Here is a 20,134-nt window from a genome sequence, read left to right as displayed (position 1 = left end):
TTTAAGCGTCTTGCCAGTCGGCACAGATCGCTTGGTAAGCAGCCTTGGGGTCTTCGGCTTGAGTAATGGGTCGGCCAACCACGATATAATCACTCCCTAATTGCCGCGCTTTTTGCGGGGTAGTGATCCGCTTTTGGTCTTCCTTAGCCTGGGCCTGGTAGTCGGCAGGGCGAATACCGGGCGTGACAGTCAGAAATTTGCTGCCCAATTCTCGCTTCAGCATTTCGACTTCGTGCGGCGAGCAGACGACGCCGTCGAGGCCGGCTTTTTGAGTGAGCTGGGCGTAATTTAAGACCGACTCACTCATGCTGGCGGTGGTCATTTGCTCACGTTGCATTTGCGCTTCGCCTGTCGAGGTTAATTGGGTGACGGCGATGAGTAAGGGGCGTTTTTGGGGATCCGGTTCGGCTTCCTTGATGGCTTCCATGCCCCAACGCATCATCTCACTGCCGCCAGTGGCGTGTACATTCAACATGTCCACGCCCAAGCGTGTCAAAGCCGCCAAACTTTGGGCGACCGTATTGGGAATGTCGTGGAGTTTCAAATCGAGGAAAATATGATGGCCGCGCGCTTTCAACTCACGCACCATGACCGGGCCGTTTGCGTAAAAGAGTTCCATGCCGACCTTCACATTGAGCTCTTCGCCTGCAAATAAATCGAGAAAACGGAATAGAGTTTCTGGTTCGTAAACATCCAGGGCGATAATCGGTTTGTCGAGTAACATAGGGCCTCCTTAATAAGTGTAAATAGTGAAAAATGGCAAAATTTTTTTGCCCCCAGTGGGCAAGCTCCTCAGGATAAAGAAAAAACTCCTGCCCGAAAAGGCAGGAGCTGACAGCAATCCTGATTGATTAACACCGCTAGAAGTCGCTGTTCCAGCTTCTGGGCACCATTCTACCCTGGTGTTCTGTCCTTCCTGGCCTCACGGGACCAACCTTTAAAGGAAATATTCAAATTGCTATTAGTTTACGCCTTAAGCTCTGCTTTGTCAAGTCAAAAAGGCTGCGAAGGCCGCACGTCGCCGCCGAGTTGACGATAGGAAGCGAAAGCGGATCAGAGGGCAGGATCACTGGAGGCAAAACGTGCTGAGACGGCGAAGCCACTAAGCAATTTTTACTATTGACTTTGCGCAAAAGTTTAGGTTAACCTAAAATTGTGTTAGAATAAAAGAAAAGTGGGAGGTGAGGCTTTGGAAGAAGGATTGAATGCGAAGGAGACTCAACGCTATCAACTGATTCAAGCCTTGATACTCGGAGAAGTTTCAACGCAGGAAGTACAGGAACGCTTAGGCTTAAGTCAAAAACGCGTGCAGTATCTATTGTGGTGCTTCATCACCCAAGGTCGCCGAGGTTTCCGCCATGGTAATGCCGGCCGACAGCCAGCAACAACCATTCCCCCGAAGAGCCGCCAGCAGATTGCTAAGCTCTACCGCCAGCAGGGAACCGATCAGCCCCTAACGGCCTTTCATGCCTTTTTGCGCAAGCAGGGCTTTTCTCTTTCTTATGCGAGCCTACGGAATATTTTGCAAGAGCATGATTTACTGCCGAAAAAGCGCCGAGAAAAAAGGTAGGAGGCCTAGCTCCTACCCCAGCAATCTATTCGAAATTATGGCTATCAGCTGGTGCCCAAACATGTTTCATGATGGCCTCTGTGTCTTCGCTTTCATTAAAAATATGCAGGGCCTTGTAGTCATTGATGACGTGCTTAACGGTTTCGCCGGTACTTTCTAAGGGGACGGCGAAGTTTAGGGTTTTTGCATAGGCTAAAGCCGCGTCCTTGTCGCCGGATGCCCAATTGTTGGCAAATAAGTCCTCAATAAAGTCTTCCTTATGACCTTCGACCCAATTGGCTGCTTTGCGGATGGCTCTGGCCATTTTCTTCGCCGTGATGGGGTTCTCTTTGGCAAAATCCTTGTTGACCACGATGGCACAGCAAGTTTCGTCCTTAAAATCCTCATCGAAGGACAGGCCACGGATACGCCGTAATTTGCCTTCCGCAACGAAAGGCTGGGCAAACTGATCGGTGAAGATGGAACCTTGCAATTCGCCATTTTCCATGGCTTGTACGGTCGCTGAGGTGTCCACGTCCTTGAAATTCACTTCTTCGGCAGTGATCCCGTCAGCTTTGAGGAAGCGAAGAGCAATATTATGGTCGGATTGGCCAATGCCATTATGAATAGCGATCGTTTGCCCCTTGAGGTCGGCAGTAGACTTGATATCTGAGTCATTCATGACATAAAGACTCTTACAGCCGGTATGGACGCCGCCGACGATTTGGGCATTGACCCCGTTGACTAGGGGGACAAGAATGCTCGTAATATGATCTGCACCGACTTGGGCTTGGCCCGTCCCCACGGCATCAGCGGAGGCGCCTTCCGACTTCACGAGTTCCACATCCAGGCCTTCTTCTTCATAGAAGCCTTGGGAGAGGGCGATCCCTGCCGGAGCAGTACAGAGTCCGCCGGCGTAAACGACCTTAATTTTCTGACCGTAGGCTTCTTCTTGCTGCCAGGCTTTCTCATCGTCTAAGTTAACATCCGCTAAGGCCACTGCGGGCGTGGCAGTGCCTTCCTCAGGCGCCTTGACACCCGTTTCCTTTTTGGCTTCGGGGGCCTGCTTTTCTTGGCTTACTGGGGCGTCACTCGCGCTGGGAGCCTTGCCTTGTCCGCCGGGAGCACCCTGGCAAGCGGCAAGACTCAGCGTCAGAGCTGCCACTGTGAGTAATTTTAATTTTTTCATAAAAAAACCTCCCTCATTTATTCACTTACTAAATGTAACTTAAAATGAGGGAAAAGGCAAGTGTTTGAGGCTATTACTGGTTATTTTTTATTAGTCGTTTTATGCTTAGGGTGGAGGTGGAACGATATGACCAGAAAAAATGCGCAATTGCCTTTGGAACGTTTCTACCCGCAGTCTCTCTACGTGCCCATGCCCGAGATGCATAACGAGCGAATTCCGGTGACGGCGGGCTGCAATTACAATCGCTGCCGTTTTTGTGATTTAAATGCGCTCCAGCCTTTTGAGTTTTTCCCCCTGGCAGATATCCTTGCCTACATTGAGGAACGTGGAAAATTTTACCAAGGGAAAAGATTCCAGCCCCAAAAATTTACCTTACTAGAGGGGAACGCCCTCTGTGCCCCGACGGATGAGTTGTTGCAGATTATGGACGCTGTGCGAGCGAATTATGAAAATGTGAAGTATATCTCGAGTTTTGCCCGCTCCTATGACGTTTTGCGGAAGCCACTAGCCGATTTAGAGCGCCTGCATGCCGCTGGTTTGGATCGCTTATCGATTGGCATTGAATCGGGGGATCCGCAAGTGTTGAAATTTCAACGCAAGGGGGTCACCCCCGCCCAGCAATTGGCGGCCCTTCATAAATTAACCGCCGCCGGTATTCAATACAGTACCTATATTATGCTTGGCTTGGGTGGCCTGGAGCGGAGCCAGGAACATGCCTTAGCCACGGCTGAGTTTTTGAATGAAACGGAGGCCTTTGAACTGACTGTGGTGACGCTCGTCCTCTTCAAAGGCGCCGAACTCGTTAATTTTGTGCGCCAAGGCGAGTTTACCCGGCTTTTGCCCTTGGAGACTTTGCAGGAAGAACGCCTCCTGCTCTCTCGTTTGGAGCTTAATACTATTTTCAATGGCACCCATCCCACCAACGCCTTCCCTTTGAAAGGTAAATTGCCTGAACAGCAGGCCACACTTTTGAAGCTTTTGGACCAGGAAATAGCCCAAGCCGACGAGAAAGAACTCCACCGGGCCGAGGTGCGCAAGTGGCGCGATATTCGTATTCAGTAGTTAAAAAAATCTTGCTAGCCTTTTCATTGGAAGAAGAGTAAAGTTAAAGTAAGCACAAACAATTTAGGAGGATGTTTTATGGCTTGTACAACAATTTTAATCGGCAAAGAAGCTATGGCAGACGGCTCCACCTTTGTGGCGCGGAACGACGACTCTCCCAACGGTTTATTCCGAGCGAAGAATTTTGTCGTCGTCCAACCGGAAGACCAACCGAAAACCTATGAAGCGGTGCTCTCAAAGGTGAAAATTCCCCTGCCCGACAAGCCCATGCGCTATACCAGTATTCCTAATGCCGATGATGTGGACGGGATTTGGGGCTGCTGTGGCTTCAATGCGGCGAATGTTTTCATGTCTGCCACGGAAACGTTAACGACTAACGAGCGTGTGCTCGCTGCGGATCCGCTCGTCGAATACCAAAAAGCTGAAGAGGGTCAAGCGGAAGTTCCCGGCGGTATTGGCGAAGAAGACATGGTGACGCTCGTCTTGCCTTATATTCATAGCGCCCGCGAAGGGGTCAAACGCCTCGGTAAACTGTTAGAAGAATACGGGACTTATGAAATGAATGGGATCGCCTTCCAAGATGAGGATGAAATCTGGTGGCTGGAAACGGTCGGTGGCCATCATTGGTATGCCAAACGCGTTCCTGATGATAGCTATGTGATTATGGCTAACCAACTCGGGGTTTGTGACTTTGATTTTGCGGATGCCTTAGGAACAGGGAAAAACCATCTCTGCCATCATGATCTCAAAGCTTGGACCGAAAAATACCATTTAGCCCGTGATCAAGAAGAAAACTTCAATCCTCGCTTAGCTTACGGCAGCCATTCCGATGCCGACCATGTCTACAATACCCCCCGCGTGTGGGCCCTGCAGAATTTCCTGAATCCGTCGCTTGCCTGGGAGGATGTCCCTGAAAGTGATGATTTACCTTGGGCGCTCGTACCGGAGGCAAAGTTAACCGTAGAAGAAGCTAAAATGGCCCTCTCTAATCACTACCAAGGCACCTACTATGACCCTTATGGCAAAGGGGATCATGAGGAAAAACACCTCTTCCGCCCCATTGCCATTAACCGCAATGATGCCCTTGGCGGTGGACACATTCGTCCCGACCAACCGAAAGCTTGCCAATGCTTAGTTTGGCTGGCCTTTGCCTCGAACGTTTTCAATGCTTTTATTCCCCAATACGCCAATGTGAATACGACCCCCGTCTATTTCAGCAACGCCACCGAAGACCGTGTCGATACCGACAATTTCGCCTGGGCCAATCGCTTGATCGCAGCCTTGTGTGACGCGCACTTCAATGATACCGCCAATCTCATTGAACGCTACCAGCAAAGCCTCCAAGCCGCTAACCTGCGTATTGTTCACGACACGGACGCCACTATTGCTGACAAAGGCCTAAGTTTCGAAGATGCTAGCCCCATCCTTGAAGAGGCTAACGAAAAAATTGCCCAGGAAACCAAAAAGCAAACCGATCAACTCCTCAAAGCTGTCCTCAAAACCGCCAGCAATGGCATGAAAAATGGTTTCAATCGCTCCGACGCTTAAAAAGGAAGCGAAGCTCGACAAGCGGGCAAGACCACTGGAAAAATAGGATACGAAGCCACCAGGATTCCCGCTGAGTTGACTCTGTAAGGGTGGTTCTGACGAAGTCAGGTTCATCCTTACAGAGTAACGCAAGCGTAGGAATCGGTGGTGAGTTCAACTTCAAGTCCTGCAGAGGGGACGCAGCATAGTCTCTAAGGACTTGGTGAAGTGGAGCTTTGCCTGCCGAGCTGAGCTAGACTAAAAAGAAAGGGAGCGCCGCCAAGAGGGAGCGGTGAGTAAAAGGATACGAATCCACCGCTTGCCCCCGCTGAGTTGACTGCAAGGACGGTTCTGACGCAGTCAGGTTCGCCCTCAAGAGTAACGCAAAAGTAGGACTTGGTCATGGCCAAGACTTAAAAGCAGGCCGCTATTGGAATTTAACCGCAAAGCCTTAGTCACCCCTTTCCCCAAGTAAAAAACTCCCGCTGATTTTTGGCGGGAGTTTTAGCTTTCTACTGATTAATTTTTTCTAGATACAGTTCTTGGCTTCCTGGGGGAATAATTTCGGGTTCATGGCTAATCAAAATTACAATTTTACCATGCTTAGCCAAGTCTGTGAAGGTTGCTTTTAGTGCTTCCTTCCGCTCTTTATCCAAGTAATTTCCAGGCTCATCAAAAATATAAACGTCTTTGTTAGCTTCAAGGGTAGTGGCTAGGGCATGTTTTTTCAGTTGCCCCATGGAGCCACCTCGGCGAATTTCACTTTTGAAAAAAGGACTGGCTAGAACATTAGCGGGACAATAGGAAAAATTTTTATTTCGCTGAAAGTGGGGCAAATGGATTTGACCTGCAAAATGGGTTTGAAAGCCCAGAATGGCTAAGATGAGCTGTGTTTTCCCTACACCATTTCCCCCCGTGATGACGGTAATATCACCGGAGCGGAAAGTGTAGTTTATAGCTTGATGGAGTGGTTTGCCCTTGTGATCTAGTCCAAAATAATTAAGCAATTTGATTTGCGGAATGGGGGCTTCCACCATAGTCACATGCTGGGGCTGCATAAATTGAAGAAAAGCTGATATGACATGGCGGTGGCCTGCATAAGCCTTGTAAATATCAATGAGATAATCGATAGGTCCCCAGATTTGCGATACATAGAGATTGGCGGCATACATCAAGCCGACAGTGATCTGCCCCTGGTAAGTTTGGACGCCGGTAATAATCGCTGTGAGTAGAATCATTAAATTCAAGGACGCATAGGAGAGAAAATTATCGAAGTAGGCCGTTGCTTTCACTTGCCGCTGCTTTTTCTCCCGATAGTTTCTCAAATAATATATGAAAGGACGGAAAATACTTTTCTGCTGAAAACGAGCGGGGACTCGCCAGCGGCAGAGGTCGACTAGGTAAGTGCGCGCTTCTTGCATGGCTTTCAGAGTGTTTTGGCCGACTTGAGCCAGCTTCTCCCCATAGCGATGGGAAATAAGAAGGAAGAAAGGCACCAAAGTGACCACAAGGAGGGTGACCAGGGGAGAAATGAGAAATAGAATGCCGAGGGTTAGAAGAATGCGTAAGCTATAAATAATAAGCATCGTAGGGTAGAGGTTAAAAAAATTTTGCAAGCGTTCGAAATTTTGCCCTAATTGCTGGTGAATTTCCTCAGGAGAGAGGTCACCGGCCGTGGGATCATAGTGGTGAATATTCTTTTCAGTTTGCTTCGCTAAATTCTCCCAGACCCACTCTTCACTTTGTCCCTGTACACGATCGGTTATGTAGTACAAAATTTGGGTCAAGAGGCCAAGTCCTAAACTTAAGCAGGCAAAGATGATGAGACTTTGGCTATTTTTAGCGATGGCCGCATCGATAAAACGTTGGGAGACGAGGGGGGCAGCAATAGTGCTTAGAGCAACCAGTAAATTAAGCAGCAGACTTAGAAGGAATAGGGATTTTTTATTAAACTGGAGTAAGGCTCTCATGATGAACACCTCTACTTTAAGATATCGTGGGCTAGGAAGAGTCGCAATTTCTTGCTTTGTTTTTTTACATTACTGCTGTTAACTTTTTTATCTGTTCAAAAAAATAAATTGACAGTTTTTTTATTTTGGGTTCTGTAATGAGTTGACTCAATGGATGTTCGCCATAACAAAATTCATCATATAGATATTCCTTGTCGGTACATCAATTTCTATACCCTTCGATAAAATGAAAGCAAGCTTTTATCCAAAGAAGGAGCCCAACTCTATAACGACGAAAGCTTGATGTTGAAGCTGTTGTCGGTCAGACAAAAGTCCTTTAGGCTTTCGGTGATTTTCTTGTCGAGGGAAAGACAAGGTAACAGTTGAAAGGAGCCTTGCCTTTATGGGGAATAATTTAAAACAGTTAAAATCAAAAAGATAAAGGACTTCACTCTCTGAACCAGCGATTCATTGGGCGAAGCCTTTTTATTGCCCCTAGGTCTATCTTTACTTTGATTCCAGCCTTTTTATTAAGGCTAACTTCTGCACTGAAAAGAGCGGGCATGGTGCTTTCCTTTGGGGTGCTTTATTGCTCGGAGTTTTTTTCGAGGTGCAATTTCTGACTGTGCGGGGGGATGATTTCCTTCTCGTGACTGATTAAGATCACAATCTTTCCCGCTTCAGCAAGTCGGGTGAAGGTAGCCCGAAGGTCGTTTTTATGGCGATCGTCCAAGTAGTTTCCCGGCTCATCGAAAATATAAACCGCCTTATCGTTTTTCAGGCAGGCGTCGAGGAGGTATTTTTTCAGTTGACCCATGGAGCCACCGCGGCGAATAGCCCCGGCATAGAAGGGACTGGCTAGAACATCTGCTGGACAATAGGAAAAGTTACTGTTATGACGGAAATTCGGATAGGAAATGTCACCCGCAAAGTGAGGCATGAAGCCTAAAATTGATAGGATGAGATGGGTTTTTCCCACGCCGTTACCGCCTGTAATCACCGTAATTTCCCCTGGCTTAAAGGTATAGGTGATCGGTTGGTGGAGGGGCTTGCCTTCTTGATTTTGACCCACATAATTTTTGAGTTGGATGGCTGGAATGGGCTCTTCGGCCATCGTTAAGTGGGCAGGCTTAAGGAAAGTTAAAAAGTTTTGAATCACTTCGCGGTGGCCGGCATAGTCCTTGTAAACATCGATCAGGTATTCAATGGGTGACCAGATCTGGGAAACGTAAAGCTGGATCGCAAACATCATGCCGACTGTGATTTTTCCCTGGTAAGTTTGCACCCCCGAAACCAGTAGGGTCAACACAATCATCAGATTCAATGAGGCATAGGATAGGAAATTATCGAAGTAAGCGGTGGTTTTGACTTGCTCGGTTTTCTTCTCGGCAAAGCTTTCTAAGTATTGTTGGAAAGGCTGGAAAACAGAGTGGGGATTGAAACGTTCGAAGATGGTCAAATGGCAGGTGTCGACCAGGTAGTCCCGCAGTTCCTGCATCGCATCGATAACATTTTTGCCCACGGTGGACAAGCGTTCACCATAACGGCGGGAGATAAACATGAAGAAGGGGATTAAGATGACAACTAAGGCTGTAATCAAGGGGGAGATGAGAAGTAGTAAGGTCAGCGTTAAAACAATCCGAAAGGTGTCAATAATAAGCATGACAGGATAGAGATTGAAAAAATTTTGGATGCGCTCATAATTTTGACCAAGTTCTTGATGAATTTGGCTTGGGGTCAGACGAGTGGTATAAGGGTCGTAGTGGGCGAGGTTGTCTCGCGTGAGACTCACCACGTGTGACCATACGTAGGCTTCGCTTTGACCCTGGAGGCGATCCGCTCCGTAGAATAAAATTTGCAGGAGGATGCTGAGTCCAAGGTTTAAGCCGCCGTAAAGTAGCAGGGCGTGCCCCTGGCGTCCCACTGCCGCATCAATAAAATGCTGGGAGAGGAGGGGCAGGGTGACGGAAGCGATAGCGACCAAGGCATTTAAGGCGAGGCTCCCGAAGAAGAGAGAGCGTTTGTTAAGTTGGAGTAGGGCTTTCATGGCAGACTCCTTTCTGCTTTATAGCTCAACGGGTTTCATTTTTACATGTTGAATTAGCAAATTATCATCATGACCGGTTAATTTTCCTATTTCAGCGAGGAAAACAAGTTTGCTTAGAGAGTCAAGGAAATGATATTGACAGTTTTTCTCCATTTTATTATGGATAGCAAAGTAATCGAATGGACAACCTCCATAGCACAATTCATAGTATGGACAATCGCACTCTTCACATAAACTCCCTGATCCTTGAATATTGATATCTTTTTTGAAAATTGATCCGTGTATGTAATGATCATCGCCTACCAAAGAGTAGCATTTATAGAGGTCACCATTAGCATGGATAGTAAAAGCATTATTGTTTTTATACATACAATAACCTCCATTAACAATCTCTTTTAACCATGGAAGATGATAACGCTCTAACTCATTAATAAGATATAAGGAAATTTCAAGCTTATTGGAATTTGAAATATAAAGTGGCGAGGATAGGGGGACAGCGACAAAATCAAAGTATACAACAAACTGATCATATTTAGAAAAGGGTACTAAATCTGAAAATAATTCACCAATACTCTTCCAATTATTTTTAGTGATATTAACTCTAATTTGTATGGATATTTGTTTTGACTCATTTAACAAATGAGCTACATTTTTTAATAGGCGATCATAGGTGCCCACTCCGATTGAATTTTTTCTTTCTAGGTTATGGAAAGACTTACTCCCATCGAAAGAAATTTGCAAGTGAAATTTGTGTTCTTCTAAAAACAGAAGAATTGCTTTTGACATGATCGTTCCATTAGTAATTAATGAATATGAAATAGGGAGATTAATCTTTTGGTCAAATATAGAAACTAACTGTTTAATAAATTTAAAGTTGATGAGAGGTTCACCGCCAGTGAAGCAAACTTCTATATTTTCATAAGCTTGCTGATGAAGCAATTGAAGCAGCATACGAACAATATCATCAGTATGATACTGAAAACTGAGAGAAGGTTCCCGACTTTTGTCATTTTCAAAGCAGTAAGAACAAGTGAGATTACAAGCCATAGTGGTTACTATATATATAGACAGCGTAGAATTGGTGTGATTAGCATGGATAAAAGGGTTAACTTGATTAATCTTACTAATTAAATCAGATAGAGATGCTTCTCGAAGGAAGTTCTTATAATCAAAAGTTTTAACGCTACAAATTGAATTTGTCAAAATATTTTTTAAATAAGTGGTCTGTTTATCTTGATATATTAGAATAGGTTCCATGAAACCACCGCCTAATCGATTTTGAAGTGTTATAACAAGGCGAATTAGCGACCGTGATTTTATGACACGGTCGCCAACGTGTGAATTAAAGGGACAGATTCCTTACCGCATTCTTTGAGGACATTTATCATGAGAGGATTGGGTTGAATTCCCCTCTTTTATAATTTTTATTTCCATGAGGCACCTCCTTTCGGTAAGTAAAACGTTTACAATATAATTATAGCATAATAATTTAGTAAAAACAAGATAATAATAGAGAAAAGACTTGCTCATTTAAAATTTTATATTTTGCCAATCACTCCAGAAAATGGGGTGACAAATGGTCGCCTGCTCCTTAGTGTAAAATTATGCTCGTTAAGACTTGAAAAATAAAAAAGGACATCTATCTTTAAGTTGAACAATAAAAAGAAAGAAGATGTCCTCATGAATGATATTATCACAAATATTCTAAAAAAGACGGAAAATTGCTCGCTATGAACCACGCACACTATGTTTTATGTTTGGTGCCGTCACTTTTAGACGCTGTCGGATGAAAAAAGAAGGTCACTCTAGCTTTCTTCCCCTAGATTTGTGTTTAGGACTAGAAGCAAGAAGTCATCTTTCTTCTCAAGTCAAAGAAAAAATTGCCCAGCTTTGTACGAAGCAAACTTTTCGTGCGACTGCAGAAGCCTTCAATGCATTAATGCCTTTTAGTATTTCGCATCAGACCGCACATCATGTTGTCCAAGAAATTGGAAAGAAAATTTTAGACTTTGAGAATAAAAAAGCAGAAGAGGAGAAGTTGGGTTACTCCCAAAAGCGGTCCATTCCTTTTCTATACATTGAAGGGGATGGGGTGTTAATCACCAAAAAGAAAAAAGGGAACAGGACAAAACATCTTCAACTACACCGTGTGACTCTCTATGAAGGCGTCGATCGATCCACTTCGCGGCATCAACTTATTCAAGCTCATTATTTTTCTTCTGTTCAATCTAGTGCAGCCCTTCGAGAAAAAGTTAGCCGATTTCTTAACTCCTACTATGATTTACATCAAACGATTGTGATTTCTAATTCGGATGGTGGCAGTGGTTATACGGAGGAAGATTTTAACGAGATGATTGGGGTATGCCTTCGGCATGAACATTTCTGCGATAAATTTCATGTCATTCAAAAAATCAGAACGCGCCTATTTTTTGATCATAAAATACGTCAATTGGTCATTAAAAAAGTGAAGGCTTATGATTTCGAAGGAGTTCAAGTTACTTTGGAGACCTGTGAAAGTCGCTGGCACCATCATCAGGAGTTTTTGGCTGAAATTGAAGCTCTAAGAGCTTATCTTCAAAGGAATTGGTTACTCATTAAACCAGCAGAGCAGCGAGGCTTACCAAACCATTTTTCCGGTGGCGTTTGTGAAGCAGGCCATCGGCTTTATACTTATCGCATGAAAAAGCAAGGACGAAATTGGACCCGTCAAGGCGCAGCAGCAATGGCTGCCATTATCACCGCTCAATCTAATCATTGTTTTGAAGAAGCTGTTCGATCAGATATTGAAGCTAATACAAGCCCATTTATACCCGAATATCCAGGGATTGTTAGGGCAATACTATGTCACAGGCCGCAACAAAGTTCTTGTGGTGCCCATCAGGGCACGATTCCAAGTGAAGTGTCAAGCAGTATGGTCGGGAAATTATACCATACATTTTGTTAGCTACTTCGCCAAAAGACACGGAGTGCGTGCTAAAGACCTGCCAGTTCAGTTCGACCAGGCAGTCTGGACATCCACTTCAGAAAATGTTGGACATGCTCTGCATGTCTTCACATTTTCTTCCAGTGATTCCGACTGCTGTTCTGGTCCCACTTCCTTATTAGCAGTGTTAGCAGGCCGTCCGTATATCTGGCTCTCGGAGTGCCGATAGGGTGAGCGTAGCGAGGCCTATCCAACGACATAGAGCCAGAATAGGACGGTCAGGCGTAAGCTTCTATGAAGCGTAAGCCGGTGCCACTGCTTTTCAACGCAGCGTCCTTTAACACAGAAACGCAGTGACTTTCAGAAGGTTAGAGACTAGATAGAGTTCTTGACGCTTGACCGAGCATCGCTTGACACTAACCGCCTGCTCATTTCACCTTTCCTCAAAACATATGTTTGCTATAATAAAGATGCTATATATTTAAAGGAGGGAGCCCATGAGTGAAATGGCTATTCTATGTTTTGTGCTTGCCTTAATTGCGTATTTATTTTCCTTGAAACGTCAGACCAACATCCGCCGCTTTTGGGGTTTGGTGATGGCGATTAGTGCAACTGTTTTTGCCTTTAGTCTGAAGGTAAGCACTGGTTTTCTATTTACAGGTTTAAGTTTATTGTTTTTTGCCTTGTTTTGGTTCAAGCAGAGCAGCTTGCGCCGTTCTGGTCTCGCCCTGGCCTTACTGGCTTTCTTTATTTTTGCCTATCAGGAAGGCACGGCGGGCAGTCGGCCGGTTGACCCAAGTCCCAACTCCCCAACGGAGCAAGTCGAATCTTCCACTCCTAAGCGCACTCGAGAGAAAAAAGCGAAAGAAGAACGTTCCTCCAGCTCGTCAGCCCCAGAAAAGGCGCACCAGTCACAGGCCGAGAGCAAACAGGACGAGGCTCACTCGCCCTCCTTATCAAAGGACGATGACGTTATCATTCAACAGCGCCAAGAGCAGTGGCGGACCGTTCCAGGCTTTGACTCCCGGGCGAAATATGTGACGGTGAACCACAATGTGCCTTATTTCACGACGAAGGAATTGTCTGTCCTCGATCCCTTCACCCATTTCAGTGACCTAGACAGCTTGGGTCGGGTCGGGCAGGCGGAAGGCGTCTTGGCTCCCGAATTAATGCCGGCGTCCGACCGGGAGAGTATTCAGCACGTCAAGCCGACCGGCTGGGAGCAGCGGCGCTATGCCAATGTCCCGGGGGGCTGGCTGTATAATCGCTCGCATTTGATTGGCTTTCAGCTGTCGGGAGAAAATGCTAACCCCCAAAATCTTATGACAGGAACACGTTTTTTCAATGCGGAGGGGATGCTGCCTTTTGAAAATTTTGTCGCAAGTTATATTGAAGATGAAGAAGAATTGGTGCGCTACCGGATTACCCCTGTTTTTATCGGCCGGGAACTCCTCGCACGCGGTATTTACATGGAGGCTCAATCCCTGGCTGATGGTGGCCAGGCGGTGAAGATGAATGTTTTCATCCCTAACCACCAACCGGGCGTCGAGCTAAATTATGCGACCGGAGCCAGTGTTGGTCCGGAAGGCCCCGTTCAAGATGGCGAATTGCCCAATTTAAATGAATAGAGGAAAAGAAATCAAGTGATATGCTCCCCCTAAAGTAGACACTCAAAAAAGTAAAACTACTTAGGGGGAATTTTTATGTGTTCAAATTGTAAGCATTCGGTTGAGGAGCTCGAACAGTATATTGATAGAGCGCAATGATACATTTTTTCACTTGTTGGTCAATGGTTGTCGCCTCGTATTGCCATGGCGGAAACCTCAGCGACCTTGGGTTTGATAACGAATCACTAGCCGCTGGATTTGCCTGCACTTAGGTTTAATTTGGCACAGGCTCGAGCTTTTGAAATACGCCCATTGACTAAATCTCGAATCACGTCGTAGCGATAGTGATCATCCACGGTTAAACACACCTTCATATTTTATTCTCCATCAACTGATTTTTATTATTCTATCCATTGCTGGATATTTTTGTTTGCTATTAAGTGGACAACATCATTTATGAATGACACCAAAAAAGAAGACTGGGGATGATAAGGTGAGTAAAGGATATTCAGGATTATTCTTTGGCACTGAAGGAGAGTGTCAAAACAATAAGCACTTAGTGTAAAATTATGCTCGGTAAGACTTGAAAAATAAAAAAAGGACATCTATCTTTAAGTTGAACAATAAAAAGAAAGAAGATGTCCTCATGAATGATATTATCACAGATATTCTAAAAAAGACGGAAAATTGCTCATCTTTAGGTGACTTTGAAGATCTTGTTTATCCGATATTAAGCAATTTTTGCTGTGAATGTCTTGCAGCGGTTTTCACTCAACTTGATCAGCAATTAATTCAAAGATACCAAGCCGAAGGCTGGAAAATTGCTCGCTATGAACCACGCACACTATGTTTTATGTTTGGTGCCGTCACTTTTAGACGCTGTCGGATGAAAAAAGAAGGTCACTCTAGCTTTCTTCCCCTAGATTTGTGTTTAGGACTAGAAGCAAGAAGTCATCTTTCTTCTCAGGTCAAAGAAAAAATTGCCCAGCTTTGTACGAAGCAAACTTTTCGTGCGACTGCAGAAGCCTTCAATGCTTTAATGCCTTTTAGTATTTCGCATCAGACCGCACATCATATTGTTCAAGAAATTGGGCAAAAAATTTTAAGCTTTGAGAATAAAAAAGCAGAAGAGAAGGAACTGGCTTACTCTCAAAAACGATCCGTTCCTTTTCTGTACATTGAAGGGGATGGGGTTTTAATCACTAAGAAGAAGAAAAAAGGGAAAAGGACAAAACATCTTCAACTACACCGTGTGACTCTCTATGAAGGCGTCGATCGATCCACTTCGCGGCATCAACTTATTCAAGCTCATTATTTTTCTTCTGTTCAATCTAGTGCAGCCCTTCGAGAAAAAGTTAGCCGATTTCTTAACTCCTACTATGATTTACATCAAACGATTGTGATTTCTAATTCGGATGGTGGCAGTGGTTATACGGAGGAAGATTTTAACGAGATGATTGGGGTATGCCTTCGGCATGAACATTTCTGCGATAAATTTCATGTCATTCAAAAAATCAGAACGCGCCTATTTTTTGATCATAAAATACGTCAATTGGTCATTAAAAAAGTGAAGGCTTATGATTTCGAAGGAGTTCAAGTTACTTTGGAGACCTGTGAAAGTCGCTGGCACCATCATCAGGAGTTTTTGGCTGAAATTGAAGCTCTAAGAGCTTATCTTCAAAGGAATTGGTTACTCATTAAACCAGCAGAGCAGCGAGGCTTACCAAACCATTTTTCCGGTGGCGTTTGTGAAGCAGGCCATCGGCTTTATACTTATCGCATGAAAAAGCAAGGACGAAATTGGACCCGTCAAGGCGCAGCAGCAATGGCTGCCATTATCACCGCTCAATCTAATCATTGTTTTGAAGAAGCTGTTCGATCAGATATTGAAGCTAATACAAGCCCATTTATACCCGAATATCCAGGGATTGTTAGGGCAATACTATGTCACAGGCCGCAACAAAGTTCTTGTGGTGCCCATCAGGGCACGATTCCAAGTGAAGTGTCAAGCAGTATGGTCGGGAAATTATACCATACATTTTGTTAGCTGCTTCGCCAAAAGACACGGAGTGCGTGCTAAAGACCTGCCAGTTCAGTTCGACCAGGCAGTCTGGACATCCACTTCAGAAAATGTTGGACATGCTCTGCATGTCTTCACATTTTCTTCCAGTGATTCCGACTGCTGTTCTGGTCCCACTTCCTTATTAGCAGTGTTAGTAGGCCGTCCGTATATCTGGCTCTCGGAGTGCCGATAGGGTGAGCGTAGCGAGGCCTATCCAACGACATAGAGCCAGAATAGGACGGTCAGGCGTAAGCTTCTATGAAGCGTAAGCCGGTGCCACTGCTTTTCAACGCAGCGTCCTTTAGCACAAAAACGAAGTGACTTTTGAATAATTAGATACGAGATAGAGTTCTTTATGATTGACCGAGCATTGCTTGACACTAACCAATAAGCAACTAGGACTTAATTATTATACAATGCAGTATAATATAGATTTGCTATTAGCTAATTACTCTATCACTAAATCAGGATATTTTGGTGAAAGAGGAAAGAGTTCTCGAGTTAGAGTTATAAAGTCTTCTGATCAATTTAAAACTGCCAAAAATTTTTGGGGAATTTTATCACTAGGAGGGAAATTATCTCCACTACCTAATAAAAATGGCGTTCGTGTACGCTTTAATGATGGGAGTTTTGCAGTTTATCGTATTATTACATCAACAAAGAATAGTCCTGCAATTGAAATTACAATTAAAAACAGTACAAAAATAAAATCTCAAAAAATACCTTTTGTTAAAGGAGAATTCAAGCAATGAAAAATATTTTATCAAAATAGTCCTTTATTCATTTGAAGGATATGATGAAGCAAGAATTAATCTCCATTACGGCCGACGATTGGCTAGAATTTGGACAGAGCTATGGTCATATTAGACTTACATTTTCAGAAGGTGTTTATGTGCTCAAACATGAGAGAAGGGTTTTACCTTTTTTGGGAGAAAACGAGGAGCTGGCCCATTATGAAGTTGAAGTGCTACCGACTAATGAGCCATTTGAATCAGCCGTAATGCCTGAAGAATTAAGAACAAAACTGGTTCAAAAAAAGTAGAAGGGAGACAAATCATTCGAGACACCATCCACTTAAAACAACAAAATTTAAGGCAGGAGCATGTATTGGTTTTGGATCAAGGCCTTATCTTTGAATTTTTAAAGCAACAATGGCTAATTTTCAGGGAAAGTTTGTTTACGCCGGTTTCTAAAATGGTCTTTATGGAGGATCTTCAGTCTTAAATCCCTACTGTGGAAGAGCTTAGGCACTATTGGGAAGGGGAGACTTCTGAGAATGGTGAGCCATATGAGGTTAATGTATCTAGAAAGATATTATATTTAAAGTAAGCAGCATAAAAGCTAGGCATATCCTGGCTTTTTCTCTATTTTCCCACGGATTGTGCTAAACTAAAATTAGGGAGGGGTTAGATGAATGCAGTTCAGGTGAAAAAATGGGCGAAACAGATTAAAACGCTATATGAAAAGCTCCAGGAAATCGAGCAGTATCCGGATTTAGGGGGACGAACGTTAGAGCAATTAGCTGATATTATTCGTGAGAAGGCTGTTGATTACTATGTGGAAAAAATGCCGCCTGGACGTGTCGACCGGCATTACCAGCCGCGGCGCCCCCAAGAATTATCTCAGGCTGAGTTAACGCGCTATCGGCAGCGAATTTACCCAAAAGTTTTTCCCTCGCTGCATCAAGGGGGGCAAGATGAGGATGATCGCGCCTTTATTTTAGGCACTTACTATGAGACCCAAGACGGGAACTTAGACCATCCACGCTTGCAATTTTTGAAGTCTTGGCTAAAGGTTTTCAGGGCTCAAATTAAGGCCTACGATATACCCAATTTTTGGTCGAGGCTGGTGTCGTTGATTTCTAAGCAAGAACGTACAAAAATGGCTCTGCAAGAGAAAGCTCTACAGAAAGCAAGCCAAGAGTTACCTGCTTATGAAGAAGAAATTAAGGGCTTACATCAAAAAAGGCAGGACCTTTGGGAAGAAGCTGCCCAGAGTGATTTCCAACGCGATATGCGCCCCTATTATGAGCAGTTACGGTCGTATTATTTTAATGCAGCGAGTTTTGATGATTCAGAGAGCGTCTATACATTGACCATTCCTTTCTACGAGGAGGCTGAGGCTTTAAGGCCACAAGGGGAAGCCCCTGATGAAGACGCGGTGGAGCAGGAGATTAAGGATGACTTAGCTTTATTGATGGATCTAGAATTAGATGAAAAGCTTGCGGAGTATCCCCTTGCTTTGCTAACAGCTTATTTTCCAACAGGGAATTGTTTTGGGTTGATGAATAAGCTCCGTTTATCGCACATTAAGAATTGGACCACTGAGGATGTGGTGAAGCATCTACCCTTGGCTTATGAGGAAGCAGAGCAGTTGCTTGCCTTGCGTGATAACATGATCGAAGAATTGCGCTCAGAAATCTCCATTAATTTAATAAATTCGTCGCACGATCGTTTGGTCGATCAGATCGTAGAAAAGCTTATGACCCGTCAACAGCAAAAAGACTGGCGAAATCAGCAAAACAAGGTGCAGCAAGCCTATGAAGAATGGTCAATAGCTTTTAAAAATAGTTCACTAAAAAATCTTACTCCTTATGAAATGGCGCAATTAAGTGACATCAAGCGTATAGCAGTAGAGACTGAAAGCGAACGTTTAGCGAGTTTGTATCATAATCTGCAGCAGGAACAGGCAAAATGTGAGGCTTTAAAGGCTAAATGTCAAGTCGAAGAGACAGAACTCTTCCAGTATAAAGTCTTTCATAGTGCAGATATTTATGCTTATTTTGATAATGTCGCTGGTCTCGACCGAGCCCAGCAAACAGGGGGCTTGGCCCAGAAATTCATTGAGAAGATTCAGTCCACTGAACTCATCACAACAGGCTTAAATAAAGACCTGACCTTGCGTCCCTACCAGCGTTTTGGTGCCCAATACGCCCTGTATCATAAACGAACCTTGCTGGGAGATGAAATGGGCCTAGGCAAAACCATTCAAGCTTTAGCTGTAGCAAACCATCTTGATCAAAAAGGCCAGCGTCAAGGCCTGATTCTTGCCCCTCTTAGTGTGCTCTATAATTGGCAGCGGGAAATTGAGAAATGGACGTCGCTCAAATGTCACATTTACCGAGAGAAGAATCGTCCTCGTGCCTTGAGAAATTGGCAACGCCAGGGTGGGTTGTTGCTCACGAACTATGAACAGTGTGCTAAGTTAGAAGACCAAGTCCACGATAAAATTGACTTATTAATTGTTGATGAGGCCCATATGATTAAAAATCCCAAGGCTCAACGCACACAAAAAGTCCTGGCTTTGGCGGAGGCCACACCTTATGTTTTGCTGATGACAGGGACGCCTTTGGAGAATAAATTAGGGGAAATGAAACACCTCCTGCGCAGTTTAAACCAGTCTCTACTCAAGGTTTTTGGTGATTTAGAAGCCCAGGAGGAACCTGAATTTTTCAAAAATTTAATTACATCAGTTTACCTCCGGCGGAAACGGTCCGATGTTTTGCGTGAATTGCCTAAGATTTCCTTCATTGATCAGTGGTCCAATTTCTCTAAGATGGAAGCTAAGTATTATAAGGAAGCTGTGGAGGAAGGCAATTTGATGAAGATGAGACGGGCAGCCTTCTTTGGCCAGCAGCCGCGTTTTTCGGGGAAAATTGAGCAGTTAAAGCTTCTCGTGGAGGAGGCTTGGGCCAATGAGGAAAAAGTTGTTATTTTCTCCTTCTTTCGTGATGTGCTGAATACTATTCACCAGTTGCTAGGGGAGGAGGTCATTGGGCAAATTAATGGTGATGTTAAGGCTAGTCAGCGGCAAAAGATCATTGATGACTTTACCAAATCAACGACTACCCATGTCCTTTTATGTCAGATCAATTCAGCTGGCCAGGGTTTAAATATTCAAGCTGCTAATATTGTCATTCTCTGTGAACCCCAATGGAAGCCATCAACAGAGCAGCAGGCCATCAGTCGGGTTTACCGGATGGGACAAACTCTGCCCGTTACTGTTTATCACTTGCTGACGGAACATAGTATTGACGAAAGCATGGTGCGAGTGTTGGAAACAAAGGAAGCCCTTTTCGCTATGTATGCCAATGATTCGCAGGCAGCTGAAGCTTTTCTGGCAAAGGAAAAGCAAAGGAAGCAAGCTGACGTTCAGGAAGGTATATTGGCTGAGGAGAAGGCACGCGTGGCTAAAAACGCCTTAGTCGCTGTGGGCTAAG

At 44.5% G+C, this 20,134-nt stretch carries 15 protein-coding genes; 9 read left to right on the top strand and 6 right to left on the bottom strand.

Annotated features, from left to right (window positions below; translation table 11 throughout):
* Position 1: 1 nt before the first annotated feature.
* Entirely contained in the window at positions 2-724 is a 723-nt protein-coding gene (pyrF, locus tag WF803_RS03760; protein ID WP_489611781.1) for an orotidine-5'-phosphate decarboxylase, read from the bottom strand.
* 465 nt (positions 725-1,189) lie between these two features.
* On the opposite strand from pyrF, the gene WF803_RS03755 reads away from it, so the two are divergent.
* Positions 1,190-1,570, top strand: coding sequence for a hypothetical protein (locus tag WF803_RS03755; protein ID WP_489611780.1), 381 nt, complete (start codon positions 1,190-1,192; stop codon positions 1,568-1,570).
* Between the two features lie 25 nt (positions 1,571-1,595).
* Here WF803_RS03755 and WF803_RS03750 read toward each other — a convergent pair whose 3' ends face one another.
* Entirely contained in the window at positions 1,596-2,738 is a 1,143-nt protein-coding gene (locus tag WF803_RS03750) for an ABC transporter substrate-binding protein (protein ID WP_489611779.1), read from the bottom strand.
* A gap of 126 nt (positions 2,739-2,864) precedes the next feature.
* Between WF803_RS03750 and WF803_RS03745 the strand changes: the two genes are divergently transcribed.
* Positions 2,865-3,800, top strand: coding sequence for a radical SAM protein (locus tag WF803_RS03745; RefSeq protein WP_489611778.1), 936 nt, complete (start codon positions 2,865-2,867; stop codon positions 3,798-3,800).
* A 78-nt stretch (positions 3,801-3,878) separates the two neighbouring features.
* A complete protein-coding gene (locus WF803_RS03740; protein ID WP_489611777.1) occupies positions 3,879-5,348 on the top strand; it encodes a C69 family dipeptidase in 1,470 nt (489 codons plus the stop codon).
* A 491-nt stretch (positions 5,349-5,839) separates the two neighbouring features.
* On the opposite strand, the gene WF803_RS03735 is transcribed toward WF803_RS03740, so the two are convergent.
* The 3 genes from WF803_RS03735 to WF803_RS03725 form a co-directional block, all read right to left on the bottom strand.
* The gene (locus WF803_RS03735) at positions 5,840-7,297 is read right to left on the bottom strand and encodes an ABC transporter transmembrane domain-containing protein (RefSeq protein WP_489611776.1); all 1,458 of its coding nucleotides are present in this window, start codon (positions 7,295-7,297) and stop codon (positions 5,840-5,842) included.
* Positions 7,298-7,862: 565 nt separating this feature from the next.
* Positions 7,863-9,323, bottom strand: a complete 1,461-nt coding sequence (locus WF803_RS03730; RefSeq protein WP_489611775.1) for an ATP-binding cassette domain-containing protein — start codon at positions 9,321-9,323, stop codon at positions 7,863-7,865.
* Between the two features lie 18 nt (positions 9,324-9,341).
* On the bottom strand, positions 9,342-10,580 hold the full coding sequence (locus WF803_RS03725) for a radical SAM protein (protein WP_489611774.1): 1,239 nt from the start codon (positions 10,578-10,580) through the stop codon (positions 9,342-9,344).
* Between the two features lie 463 nt (positions 10,581-11,043).
* Between WF803_RS03725 and WF803_RS03720 the strand changes: the two genes are divergently transcribed.
* Together WF803_RS03720 and WF803_RS03715 are read left to right on the top strand one after the other, a co-directional pair.
* On the top strand, positions 11,044-12,267 hold the full coding sequence (locus WF803_RS03720; protein WP_489611887.1) for an ISLre2 family transposase: 1,224 nt from the start codon (positions 11,044-11,046) through the stop codon (positions 12,265-12,267).
* A gap of 476 nt (positions 12,268-12,743) precedes the next feature.
* Positions 12,744-13,874 carry a DNA/RNA non-specific endonuclease gene (locus tag WF803_RS03715; protein WP_489611773.1) on the top strand — a complete coding sequence of 377 codons (1,131 nt, stop codon included), beginning with the start codon at positions 12,744-12,746 and terminating at the stop codon, positions 13,872-13,874.
* Between the two features lie 224 nt (positions 13,875-14,098).
* Here the strand turns inward: WF803_RS03715 and WF803_RS03710 are convergent, their stop codons facing one another.
* Positions 14,099-14,227 carry a hypothetical protein gene (locus tag WF803_RS03710; RefSeq protein ID WP_489611772.1) on the bottom strand — a complete coding sequence of 43 codons (129 nt, stop codon included), beginning with the start codon at positions 14,225-14,227 and terminating at the stop codon, positions 14,099-14,101.
* A gap of 242 nt (positions 14,228-14,469) precedes the next feature.
* Here WF803_RS03710 and WF803_RS03705 point away from each other — a divergent pair, with 242 nt between their 5' ends.
* From WF803_RS03705 to WF803_RS03690, 4 genes are all read left to right on the top strand, one after another.
* Positions 14,470-15,900, top strand: a complete 1,431-nt coding sequence (locus WF803_RS03705) for an ISLre2 family transposase (RefSeq protein WP_489610715.1) — start codon at positions 14,470-14,472, stop codon at positions 15,898-15,900.
* A 431-nt stretch (positions 15,901-16,331) separates the two neighbouring features.
* A complete protein-coding gene (locus WF803_RS03700; protein WP_489611771.1) occupies positions 16,332-16,667 on the top strand; it encodes a hypothetical protein in 336 nt (111 codons plus the stop codon).
* A 44-nt stretch (positions 16,668-16,711) separates the two neighbouring features.
* Entirely contained in the window at positions 16,712-16,957 is a 246-nt protein-coding gene (locus WF803_RS03695) for a hypothetical protein (RefSeq protein ID WP_489611770.1), read from the top strand.
* Between the two features lie 368 nt (positions 16,958-17,325).
* Entirely contained in the window at positions 17,326-20,133 is a 2,808-nt protein-coding gene (locus WF803_RS03690; RefSeq protein WP_489611769.1) for a DEAD/DEAH box helicase, read from the top strand.
* Position 20,134 lies beyond the last annotated feature (1 nt).

This window comes from Aerococcus sp. BD502 (assembly GCF_057919555.1).
Note: the sequence above shows the minus strand (reverse complement) of the source record. Positions and strands in the feature narration are given on the sequence as shown.